General features: G+C 40.0%; 10 protein-coding genes. 1 reads left to right on the plus strand and 9 read right to left on the minus strand.

Annotated features, from left to right (window positions below; all coding sequences use genetic code 11):
* Nucleotides 1-33: 33 nt before the first annotated feature.
* The gene (locus NP781_RS19410) at nucleotides 34-1,755 is read right to left on the minus strand and encodes an adenine deaminase C-terminal domain-containing protein (protein ID WP_221682780.1); all 1,722 of its coding nucleotides are present in this window, start codon (nucleotides 1,753-1,755) and stop codon (nucleotides 34-36) included.
* Between the two features lie 199 nt (nucleotides 1,756-1,954).
* On the opposite strand from NP781_RS19410, the gene NP781_RS19415 reads away from it, so the two are divergent.
* Nucleotides 1,955-2,380: a YgaP-like transmembrane domain gene (locus NP781_RS19415; RefSeq protein ID WP_255601702.1), complete on the plus strand. Its 426-nt coding sequence runs from the start codon at nucleotides 1,955-1,957 to the stop codon at nucleotides 2,378-2,380.
* Between the two features lie 106 nt (nucleotides 2,381-2,486).
* Here the strand turns inward: NP781_RS19415 and purD are convergent, their stop codons facing one another.
* The 8 genes from purD to purS form a co-directional block, all read right to left on the minus strand.
* A complete protein-coding gene (gene purD, locus NP781_RS19420) occupies nucleotides 2,487-3,743 on the minus strand; it encodes a phosphoribosylamine--glycine ligase (RefSeq protein ID WP_221682778.1) in 1,257 nt (418 codons plus the stop codon).
* An 81-nt stretch (nucleotides 3,744-3,824) separates the two neighbouring features.
* Nucleotides 3,825-5,351: a bifunctional phosphoribosylaminoimidazolecarboxamide formyltransferase/IMP cyclohydrolase gene (purH, locus tag NP781_RS19425; protein ID WP_066038207.1), complete on the minus strand. Its 1,527-nt coding sequence runs from the start codon at nucleotides 5,349-5,351 to the stop codon at nucleotides 3,825-3,827.
* Nucleotides 5,352-5,464: 113 nt separating this feature from the next.
* Entirely contained in the window at nucleotides 5,465-6,034 is a 570-nt protein-coding gene (gene purN / locus NP781_RS19430; RefSeq protein WP_221682776.1) for a phosphoribosylglycinamide formyltransferase, read from the minus strand.
* On the minus strand, nucleotides 6,034-7,089 hold the full coding sequence (gene purM, locus NP781_RS19435; RefSeq protein WP_257520626.1) for a phosphoribosylformylglycinamidine cyclo-ligase: 1,056 nt from the start codon (nucleotides 7,087-7,089) through the stop codon (nucleotides 6,034-6,036). The genes purN and purM overlap by 1 nt, the downstream gene beginning before the upstream one ends.
* 84 nt (nucleotides 7,090-7,173) lie before the next feature.
* The gene (purF, locus tag NP781_RS19440) at nucleotides 7,174-8,598 is read right to left on the minus strand and encodes an amidophosphoribosyltransferase (protein ID WP_004225733.1); all 1,425 of its coding nucleotides are present in this window, start codon (nucleotides 8,596-8,598) and stop codon (nucleotides 7,174-7,176) included.
* Entirely contained in the window at nucleotides 8,574-10,808 is a 2,235-nt protein-coding gene (gene purL, locus NP781_RS19445; RefSeq protein ID WP_221682774.1) for a phosphoribosylformylglycinamidine synthase subunit PurL, read from the minus strand. Before purL ends, purF begins: the two co-directional genes overlap by 25 nt.
* Complete coding sequence (gene purQ, locus NP781_RS19450; RefSeq protein WP_048394895.1) at nucleotides 10,795-11,478, minus strand: phosphoribosylformylglycinamidine synthase subunit PurQ; 684 nt, start codon at nucleotides 11,476-11,478, stop codon at nucleotides 10,795-10,797. Before purQ ends, purL begins: the two co-directional genes overlap by 14 nt.
* 2 nt (nucleotides 11,479-11,480) lie before the next feature.
* Nucleotides 11,481-11,729 (minus strand): phosphoribosylformylglycinamidine synthase subunit PurS, encoded by a 249-nt coding sequence (purS, locus tag NP781_RS19455; protein WP_016992383.1) that lies wholly within the window; start codon nucleotides 11,727-11,729, stop codon nucleotides 11,481-11,483.
* Nucleotides 11,730-11,731 lie beyond the last annotated feature (2 nt).

Raw genomic sequence — 11,731 nt, forward strand, 5'->3', positions numbered from 1 at the left:
TAATTGTTTAAACAACTGAAACACTTTTATGAATTAGCGCATAACAGCAGGTAATAATAACTTATTCTTCATCACATCGAAAATTCCTTGTGGTGTTATACGAATATATGGTAAATGAGTAGATTGTAAAAATAATAATGTATAAATGGCATCTCCTAATTGATAGCCTCTATCTGCTAAAGCTTGTTTTAATGCCTTTTCTTTGTCTGTTAAAGTGAATAAATCTCCATCATACAAAAGTCCACCAATTGTTAATGGAATATCTGCTATAACTTCTCCTTTTTCAACGAGAACAATACCCCCATTCATTGCTTTCATTTCTTCGAATGCTTTCATCATATCGTCTTTATTTTTTCCAATTAACAATATGTCACCCGTGTTGGAATAAGAGGATGCAAAGCCTTGGACATCTGTTGCAAATCCTTTAATCATTGTATTTACATGCCAGTTGCCTTTTCGATTAATGAGCATTAAATAGCACTCATCATGATTTCCCAATTGCCCTTCTTTAGCAATTAAAGAATTATAAGGCTTTGTAATCACATCATTAACTAATTGAATCCCAAACGGCATAGAAAACTGGAAATCCTGTGAATCTAATGAGAAATCTAAATCTAACGTTGGGATGGCTGAATAATCAATTGTCGCCATTCTATGCACCCGATCCCCATCACGCTTCAACCAGACACCCTTTGATAAGACACTTTCTGGAACAGGATGATATTCATCTTGTAAAATATTGAGTGAAGCAAAACGCCCTGTTGCGATAAAACCATGTAAATTAGACATGTTGTAATAACGTGCTACATTATAGGAAGCCATTTGGTAAGCATCAATAGGAGATACCCCTGCATCTAAAGCTACTTGAATGCATTTATCCATCACACCATCCTCATGGAATGAAGGTGTTGAACCGTCTGTTGTCATCATTAAATGATCAAAGATTGGAAGTTCTTTTTCTACTATTCCTTTTAGTAGATGTGGTAAATCTGGTCGAATGGAAGAATGACGTAAAGTTACAGCATAGCCCTGCATAATACGACGCTCTACCTCTTCTACTGTCATTGCCTCATGATCACCATCAGCACCAAGCAGTTTCATGCGTGCCAATGTTCTTTCTGAAGCTCCAGGGAAATGTCCTTCAATTTTTTTTCCCAGTCCCTTAGCCATTTGCATACGATAAAGCATTTGATCGTCACCATGCAACAGCTTAGGCCAGCCTGTCAACTCTCCACCAAGTAAGACATCACTTCGCTCTAACCACTCTAATATAGAAGTATTAGAGAAAACCTCTTCCTCTTGCTCCAATTCAGTTTGTGAGTCAAAGCGAGTCCACCAATAAAAAGAAAACGGTAGCTTTTTCAAACTCTCTAAAATTGAAAACGCTTTCTTATTTTCTAAATTTAAAACAAAGCTTAAATTATCCGAAATAAAAGTTGTTGTCCCAAGCTGACCACAAAAATCTGCAAATGACTGTGGATGATAAAGCTGGAATGGGTGTACATGTGGCTCAATATAGCCAGGTACGATTGTTTTTCCTGTACAATCCACCACTTCTGTTCCTTCTAATAAAGGAGGCATTCTGTCACCAGCATAGACAATGCGATCTCCCAAAATCCAAATGTTTCCTACTATGAATTGCTTTAACATACTATGCAAATAACGTGCATTCTTCAGCACGATATCTGGTGCCTTTTTCCCATCGATTACTGCTAATTGTTGACGTATTTTTGTTATTTTCCATACTGGATCCATGCTATTCGCTCCTTCCTAAATTACGTAATTTTTCATTGTGTAAATCCAACTTGAAATCACATACTACTACTGCATAATCGCATATTTTCAAAAAAATTATGCTTTATGCAATCATCTTGTTTCAATCGTAACACAGCACTTTCATAAAGCAAAGTGCACCTCGCTTATTTTTTCCACAATGACTAAAGGAGGAAGTATGATGATGCAGCAAGCAAATTTAAGCGAAAAGAATGCATTTTGTCGTTTTGCCATGGGGACGAGTTTGACCGCATTTGGTATCGCTAAAGTTTCTAGAAATCCTAATTGTACAAAAGGTCGATTAATGATTGCATTAGGTGCCATGAAAATGGCCGAAGGACTTTTTAAATATTGTCCAACGAAAGCAGTTTTAAGCTCCAATATGCAGAATGCCATGAACACCTCTATGCAAAGTATGTTCAGCGGGCAAAATTCTATGTCTACTGAACAAATCGATAAGCTCATGAAGGATTTTTCCTCTGCTATAGCTGGTAATTCTTCAGGTTCACAAGCTACTGCTTCAAAACAATCTGACACCAGCACTTCAACTCAAAATTCCTCAAAGAGTAGTGATTCTTCAACGAATAAAGCTCAGAATCCTTCTTAGTCAAAGGAGCCGTCCCAATCTATTATTGAGACGGCTCTTACCTCTTACGTTTTGAAACAACAAGAGGTTTCAAAAGACGATAAAAAATATTTAGTGAAAATAATAATTACTTAAATGTACGCCAGCCAATATCTTTACGGAAGAAAAAGTGATCCCATGTTTCCGTTGCAATACCTTCATAAACCTTTTCCTGTGCTTCTTGTAAAGTAGCTGCTTTTGCACCAACTAACAGTACACGTCCACCATTACCAACGAATTGACCGTCTACTAATTTTGTACCTGCATGGAAAACTGCATGTGATGTCGAAAGTGTCTCTAAATTTGGTAATACCTTACCTTTTTCAACGTCTCCTGGGTAACCCTCTGCTGCAATGACTACACCAAGCATTGCTTCTTCTGACCATTGTAAATCAAAAGGCTGTTCATCCATTAACGCCATCATAAATGCACCAAAATCTGAAACCATACGTGGCAATACAACTTGCGTTTCTGGATCACCAAAACGAGCATTAAACTCTATGACCTGAGGGCCTTTCTTCGTTAAAATTAACCCTGCGTATAAAATACCTGTAAAGGAAGCACCATCTGCCTCCATCCCTTTAACAGTTGGTTCTACAATAGTTTGAAAAGCACTATCTACTACCTCTTGTGGAATTTGTGGTACTGGTGAATAAGCACCCATACCTCCTGTATTTGGTCCTTTATCACCGTCATAAGCTCGTTTATGATCTTGTGCAATAACCATCGGATAAATTTGTCCTTTGTGTACAAAAGACATAAAGGAGAATTCTTCACCGTCTAAAAATTCCTCAACGACAACACGTGAAGAGGATTCACCAAAACGTTGGTTTCCAATCATATCCTGTACTGCTTCAATTGCTTCTTCCTCTGTCATTGCCACGACAACGCCCTTACCAGCCGCTAAACCATCAGCCTTAATGACAATAGGCGCCCCTTGTTCTTTAATATAGGCTATTGCTTTTTCTGCTTCAGTAAATGTTTCATGTGCTGCTGTAGGAATATTATATTTATTCATAATTTCCTTCGCATAGGATTTACTGCTTTCTATTTGAGCAGCAACTTTTGTAGGACCGAATATACGTAAACCTCTAGCTGTAAAGAAATCGACAATGCCTTCAGCAAGCGGCTGTTCTGGGCCAACAAATGTTAATGCAATATCATTTTCCTTGGCAAATTGAGCGAGACCTGCGAAATCCATTGTATCAATAGCAACAACTTCTACTTCGCCCCGCATCCCATCATTTCCTGGCGCTACGAACACGTTGTTCACTGATGGAGAAATGCTGAATTGTTTAGCGATTGCATGCTCACGACCACCGCTTCCGATTACTAATACATTCATTTTAGAGAATCCTCCTCTTTGTAAGTAAGACCGAGATGAACCAACATCTCGGTCTGTTTTCATTTCTATATAATTCAACAATTAATGTTTAAAATGACGTACACCTGTGAATACCATCGCAATGCCGTATTCATTTGCTTTATCAATGGAATCTTGATCTTTAATGGAACCACCTGGTTGAATAATTGCTGTAATTCCTGCAGCTGCTGCCGCCTCCACAGTATCGCTCATTGGGAAAAATGCATCTGATGCTAATGCAGCACCTTTCGCTTTTTCTCCAGCTTGTTCAAAGGCAATTTTAGCTGCACCTACACGATTCATTTGCCCTGCGCCAACCCCAAGAGTCATTTGAGAATCTGTTACAACAATCGCATTGGATTTCACATGTTTGACAACAGACCAACCAAGTTGCAATGCTTCCCATTCTTGCTCTGTTGGTTCGCGATCTGTCACCACTTTAATATCCGCATTGCCAAAGCCATAACGATCTGGCTCCTGTACAAGAAGCCCACCCTCAACTGATACTACATTGAATGAATCTTGTTTCGCTTGCTCGAAAGGAATTGTTAGTAAGCGAATATTTTTCTTTTTCGTTAAAATATCTAATGCTTCTTGTGAGAAAGCAGGTGCAATAATAATTTCTAGGAAAATATGACTTAGCTTCTCAGCAGTTGCTGCGTCCACTTCCATATTTAATGCGATAATACCGCCAAAAATAGATGTTGGATCTGCCTCATATGCTTTATCGAATGCTGCCTCTAACGTGACACCTGTGCCAACACCACATGGATTCATATGTTTCACGGCTACAGCAGCTGGCATTTCAAATTCTTTTACAATTTGCAATGCTGCATTACCATCTTGAATATTATTGTAAGATAACTCTTTACCATGTAATTGTGTAGCATAAGCTAATGAAAAGTCAGAGCCAAGACGCTTTTGGTAGAAGGCCGCTTTTTGGTGAGGGTTTTCGCCATAGCGTAAATTTTGCTTTAATTCATATGTCATCGTTAAGCTCTCTGGGAACTCTTCTTCAGTCAGATAGTTTGAAATATAAGAATCATAAGCGGCTGTGTGACGGAAAACTTTCGCAGCTAGTTTACGACGTGTTTCAATTGTTGTAGCACCGTCCGCTTTAAGTTCCTCTAATACTGTTGCATAGTCATTGCTGTCCACGATTACTGTTACATATTGATGGTTTTTTGCAGCAGAACGTAACATTGTTGGACCACCGATATCAATGTTTTCAATTGCATCATCCCAAGTTACATTAGGCTTTGAAATTGTTTCAACAAACGGATAGAGATTAACACAAACAATTTCAATTGGTTCAATTCCATGCTCATTCATCTGTGCTTGATGAGAGACATCATCAAACTTTCCTAATAGACCACCGTGAATCATTGGATTTAAAGTTTTCACACGACCATCTAAAATTTCAGGAAACTTCGTTACTTCATCTACTGCTGTTACAGCTACCGCATTATCCTGTAACATTTTTTTTGTACCGCCAGTTGATAAAATTTCATAACCTAATGCTACTAATTCCTTTGCAAATTCTAAAATACCATCTTTATTGGAAACACTGATTAATGCACGTTTTGTCACAACAATATCCTCCTAATTTTTATCGTGCTGTCCACGAACTGACTTGCTTCAATAGATTAATAGAGTTAGGTCTTACTTGTTGAGTAGGATTCTCGACCTAACTCCCTCTTCAGTTACTGTAATAATTGCTTTAATGCCTTTGTATATAATAAATGCTCTTGTTTATGAATTTCAGCTTCTGTTGCCTCGCGATTTCCTTCAATGACAGGTACCGCTGCCTGAGCGATAATTGGTCCAGTATCCATTCCTTCATCAACAAAATGCACAGTTACACCTGTTATTTTCACACCATGATTAATGGCTTGTCCAATAGCGTCCTTTCCAGGAAAGGCAGGCAATAGGGACGGGTGAATATTAACTATTCGCTGTGGAAAGGCTGCTAATAATACGTCACTGATTAATCGCATATACCCAGCAAGCACAATCCATTTCACATCGCACTCATGCAAAGCTTCGATAATAGCTGTCTCATAAGCTGTCTTCGAGACAAACTCTTTTGGATTCAATGCTAACACTGGAATCCCAAAGTTTTCAGCACGCGTTACTACAAATGCTCCAGGCTTATCTGTGACCACAAGTGCGACCTTTGCATGGAGTTCACCACGTTCAATGGCCTCTTGAATGGCTTGAAAATTGCTACCGCTACCTGACGCGAACACGGCTATTTTTGTTGGTGCAGTCATTACACTAAACTCCCATCATGTGAGCCATTAAATACTACTCCGTCACCTTTAATAACACGTCCGATTGTATAAGCCTTTTCACCATTTGCTTCAACTGCAGCGATTACTTTATCAGCTTCAGTTTCTGGCACAGCTATTACAAAGCCAATACCCATGTTAAACACATTATATAAATCTTTATCTTCTAGCTGACCTTTATCTTTTAGGAATTCAAAGATACGTAATACAGGCCAAGAACCTAAGTCGATTTCCGTTGCTAGTCCCTCTGGCATCATGCGTGGTAGATTTTCATAGAAACCGCCACCTGTAACATGTGCACAGCCATGTATATCTGCTGCCTTTAAAGCTGCTAGCACAGGTTTAGCATATAGCTTTGTTGGCACTAGAAGCGCCTCACCGATTGGGCCTAGATCTTCATAGCCTTCTACAATAGCATCCACAGCATATTGATGATCTGCAAAGACAATTTTACGCACTAAAGAATAACCGTTTGAATGTACACCACTTGATGCAATCCCAATAAGTACATCGCCTTCTACAATTTCTTCACCTGTTACGATAGCAGACTTTTCACAAGCGCCTACCGCAAAGCCAGCTAGATCATATTCATCTTCTTCATAAAGTCCAGGCATTTCCGCAGTTTCGCCACCTATTAGGGCCGCACCTGATTGCACACAGCCATCTGCAACACCTTTGACAATTTGTTCGATTTTTGCTGGCTCTGCTTTTCCAAGAGCTACGTAATCTAAAAAGTACAGTGGTTCTGCTCCTTGGGCAACAATATCATTTACACACATTGCTACACAGTCCACTCCGATTGTATCGTGTTTGTCTACCATGAAGGCTAGCTTTAGCTTTGTTCCAACACCATCTGTCCCTGAAATAAGAACAGGTTCTTTAAGATTCAGTTCTGACAAGTCAAACATGCCACCAAAACCACCAAATGTCCCCATTACACCTAGACGGTTCGTACGTTCAACATGAGACTTCATTCGTTTTACGGCTTCATAGCCCGCTTCAATATTTACACCTGCTTGTTCATATGCCTTTGACACGCAGAGTTCCTCCTTATCATCCAAGTCGCCTAAGTTTCCTAGATAGAAATGACTGTAAGACACTAATTTGTTGCGATGTTGTTCTTAACGTAATAATTCTTTTTCATGTGGCAAAATCGTATCTGGGAAAATCTCTGTTGGATATTTGCCTGTAAAGCATGCAAGGCAAAGTCCTCGGTTTTCATCTTCGTATGGTCGTGCAATTGTTTCTACCATCCCCTCAACAGAAAGGAATGTTAGAGAATCTGCTCCAATTGCTTCACGAATTTCATCTACATTATGACTAGAAGCAATCAGTTCTTCATGCGTTGATGTATCAATGCCATAATAACAAGGGTTTGTCATCGGTGGTGATGAAATCACAACATGAACTTCCGCTGCGCCAGCATCTTTAAGCATTTTGACAATGCGACGAGATGTTGTACCACGAACGATAGAATCATCTACCATTACTACTTTTTTTCCTTTTACGACTTGAACTACAGGTGAAAGTTTCATTTTCACACCACGTTCACGTAACTCTTGTGTCGGCTGAATAAACGTACGACCAACATAACGATTTTTAATAAGACCTAATTCATAAGGAATTCCACTTTCTTCTGCAAAACCAATCGCTGCGGAAATACTTGAATCAGGAACACCTGTTACAACATCTGCCTCAATATGCGCACACTCACGAGCAAGCTGTTTACCCATACGTTTTCTTGCCATATGAACGTTAATACCATCAATATCCGAATCAGGACGTGCTAAATAAACATATTCCATCGCACACATCGAACGTTTATCCATATCAGCAAAACGATCTGATTTTACGCCCTCATCATTAATAATGATTAATTCACCTGGTTCTACCGAACGAACAAATTCTGCACCAATTAAATCGAATGCACAAGTTTCAGAAGCAACCACCCAGCCATCTCCTAGCTTTCCAAGAGATAGTGGACGTAAACCATGTGGATCACGTGCAACAAGCATTTCATCCTTTGTCATAATTAAGAAAGAATAGGCACCCTTTAAAAGAGATAGGGCATTTTTCACCTTCGCACGGAATGGTGAATGCGAACTTTTCTTAATAAGATGCGCCAACACTTCTGTATCAGAGCTAGAGTGGAAAATGCTACCTTGTCGCTCTAAATATTGCTTTAAATGTGTCGCATTGACTAAGTTACCGTTATGGGCAATAGAAAGGCTACCAGTTGAGGAGTGGAATAATAATGGCTGTACATTTTCGATACCGCCACCACCAGCAGTCGTATAACGAACATGCGCAATAGCTGCTTTGCCGTTCACTGCTTTTAATTTATCTTCGTTGAAAACATCATTAACTAGTCCTTCGCCTTTCACCGCGCGAAGATGCTGTCCGTCTGAAACGACAATTCCAGCGCCTTCTTGTCCACGGTGTTGAAGAGCATGAAGCCCGTAATAGCTAAGGTGTGCTGGATTTGGGTTACCCCAAATACCAAACACCCCACATTCTTCGTTTAAGCCTCTGAGTTCAGCAAGCATGGGATTGCTCCTTTCCAATTAGAACGGAATTCCTCCACTGTACCTTCTACAAGCACACCTTTGTCCCCGTTGATTTTCACAAGTGCATCGTTTGTTACGACACCAATTCTTTGAGCATCTTTCATGATTTCTACAAATGCTGCAGCATTTTCTTCTTTAACTGTGACAACAAAACGAGATTGACTCTCACTGAATAGCGCAGTTGTTGCAGAGCCTGTTAATGTTACATCCACACCAAGACCGTTAGCGCCAAATGTTGTTTCAGCAATCGCCACAGCTAGACCACCCTCTGCTACATCATGCGCAGATTGAACAAGGCCTGCTTTAATCGCCTTTAATAAAGCTTGCTGACGTGTCGCTTCAACCTCTAAATCAATAGCTGGCGCTTTCCCTGAAATAACACCATTATTTAAAAGTTTTTGAAGCTCTGAACCGCCAAATTCTGTTTTCGTCTCACCAATGACAAAGACAAGATCTCCTGCTGCCTTTACATCCTGTGTCGTTACATGTGCTAAGTCTTCAATAAGACCAACCATACCAATTGTCGGTGTTGGATACACCGCTTCACCTGAACGTTCATTATAAAGAGAAACGTTACCTCCGATTACTGGAGCATTTAATGCCGTACAAGCTGCCGAAATACCATCCGCAGATTTTTCAATTTGCCAGAAGATTTCTGGTTTCTCTGGATTACCGAAGTTTAAGCAATCTGTAATCGCAAGTGGCGTACCACCAGTTGCCACGATATTACGAGCTGCTTCGGCTACTGCGATAGCACCACCCACTTCTGGATCTAAATAGATATAACGTGAGTTACAGTCTGTTGTCATTGCCAACCCTTTATTTGTGCCACGTACTCGAATAACGGCAGCGTCAGAGCCTGGTTTAACAACTGTTGATGTACGTACCTGATAATCATATTGATCGTATACCCATTCTTTAGAAGCAATTGTCGGTGCTTTTAATAAAGCATTAAGTGTTTCTTTGTAATCTGTCACAGCAGGTTCAGTATTTTCGATTGCTTGGAACTGAGCATAGTATGCAGGTTCTGCAGATGGTTTATGATAAACAGGTGCATCTTCTGCTAATGCGTCTGCAGGTACCTCTGCCACTACTTGTCCTTTGTGTAGCAGACGAAGCATTTTATCATCTGTAACGCGACCAATCGCTACTGCATCTAAATCGTATTTATCGAAAATCGCTTTAATTTCATCTTCGCGACCTTTTTTCACCACTAAAAGCATACGTTCTTGAGACTCAGACAACATCATTTCATACGCTGACATTCCTGTTTCACGCTGAGGCACTAAGTCTAAGTTCATTTCTACACCAGAACCAGCCTTAGAAGCCATTTCTGCTGAAGAAGACGTAAGACCAGCTGCACCCATATCTTGAATACCAACTAGAGCATCCGATTTTACAACCTCTAAACAAGCTTCAAGTAAAAGCTTCTCCATAAATGGATCTCCAACTTGTACTGCTGGACGTTGGTTTTCTGATTCCTCAGTTAATTCCTCAGAGGCGAATGTTGCACCATGAATACCATCACGGCCTGTTTTCGCTCCAACATACATCACTGTATTACCTACACCAGCTGCAATGCCTCGTTGAATATCCTTATGATCAATTAAACCGACACACATAGCATTCACAAGAGGATTACCTTCATAACAAGGATCAAATTGAATTTCGCCACCTACTGTTGGGATTCCGATACAGTTACCATATCCTGCGATTCCCGCTACTACTTCTTCAAATAGATATTTACCACGTGCTGACTTTAATTCACCAAAGCGTAATGAGTTTAACATAGCGATTGGACGTGCACCCATTGAGAAAACGTCACGGATAATACCACCCACACCCGTTGCAGCCCCTTGATAAGGTTCTATTGCAGATGGATGGTTATGTGATTCCATTTTAAACACTACTGCTTGTTCGTCACCAATATCAACAATACCTGCACCTTCACCTGGTCCTTGTAGTACCTGTGGCCCTTTAGTAGGGAATTTACGTAGTACTGGCTTTGAATTTTTGTACGAGCAGTGTTCAGACCACATTACTGAGAAAAGACCTGTCTCTGTCCAGTTAGGTAGACGTCCTAAAATACCTTCTACCATTGCAAATTCTTCGTCTGACATCCCCATTCCAGCGTATAGCTTCTCATCTTTAATCTGCTGTGCTGTTGGCTCAAACTTAGTTGTTGACATGATTTTCCCTCCACTGCTTCACGATTGATTTAAATACTGCTAGACCGTCTGCGCCGCCCACCAGTGCATCAACAGCTCGCTCTGGGTGTGGCATCATCCCTAATACATTGCCGCGCTCGTTTATAATCCCTGCGATATCTTCTAAAGAACCGTTTGGATTGTCACCTGAGTATGTGAATACGATTTGATTATTATCTTTTAGTGATTGTAAAGTTTCCTCGTCACAGTAGTAGTTACCTTCACCATGTGCGATTGGAATATTGATGATTTGACCTTGCTCATATTGATTTGTGAATAATGTATTGTTGTTTTCAACTTTAAGCTGCACTGTACGGCACATAAATTTTAAGTTTTTATTGCGCAATAAAGCTCCTGGCAATAAACCTGCTTCCGTTAGGATTTGGAAGCCATTACATACACCTAATACAGGTTTACCAGCATCTGCTGCCTTCTTAACTTCTGTCATAATGTTAGATTGATTAGCCATTGCACCACAACGAAGATAATCCCCATAGGAGAATCCTCCAGGTACTAATACACCATCAAAACCACTTAGATCTGTTGCTGTATGCCATACATATTCTACTTCTTCACCTAGCTCGTCTTTAATCGCATGATACATATCGATGTCACAGTTTGACCCAGGGAATACGAGTACTGCGAATTTCATGATTAAATAGCCTCCTCGACTTCGTAACGGTAGTCTTCAATTACAACGTTCGTTAAAACCTTTTCACACATTTCTTTTACTAGAGTATCAATGTCACGTTCTGTATCTTTAATTGATAGTTCAAGATATTTACCGATACGTAAATCTTCTACTTCACCGTAGCCCATCTTAGCTAAAGAACCTTGTACTGCAGAGCCTTGAGGATCAAGAATACTCTCACGTAATGTTACATAGATTTTTACTTTTTTCATTG

The sequence above is a fragment of the Lysinibacillus sp. FN11 genome (assembly GCF_024628845.1).
Taxonomy (GTDB): Bacteria; Bacillota; Bacilli; order Bacillales_A; family Planococcaceae; genus Lysinibacillus; species Lysinibacillus capsici.

Bases quoted from the DNA above. Each gene is read 5' to 3' on its own strand.
- NP781_RS19410 (WP_221682780.1), bottom strand. From the start codon at position 1,755: ATGGATCCAGTATGGAAAATAACAAAAATACGTCAACAATTAGCAGTA.
- NP781_RS19415 (WP_255601702.1), top strand. From the start codon at position 1,955: ATGATGCAGCAAGCAAATTTAAGCGAAAAGAATGCATTTTGTCGTTTT.
- purD (WP_221682778.1), bottom strand. From the start codon at position 3,743: ATGAATGTATTAGTAATCGGAAGCGGTGGTCGTGAGCATGCAATCGCT.
- purN (WP_221682776.1), bottom strand. From the start codon at position 6,034: ATGACTGCACCAACAAAAATAGCCGTGTTCGCGTCAGGTAGCGGTAGC.
- purF (WP_004225733.1), bottom strand. From the start codon at position 8,598: ATGCTTGCTGAACTCAGAGGCTTAAACGAAGAATGTGGGGTGTTTGGT.
- purL (WP_221682774.1), bottom strand. From the start codon at position 10,808: ATGTCAACAACTAAGTTTGAGCCAACAGCACAGCAGATTAAAGATGAG.
- purQ (WP_048394895.1), bottom strand. From the start codon at position 11,478: ATGAAATTCGCAGTACTCGTATTCCCTGGGTCAAACTGTGACATCGAT.
- purS (WP_016992383.1), bottom strand. From the start codon at position 11,729: ATGAAAAAAGTAAAAATCTATGTAACATTACGTGAGAGTATTCTTGAT.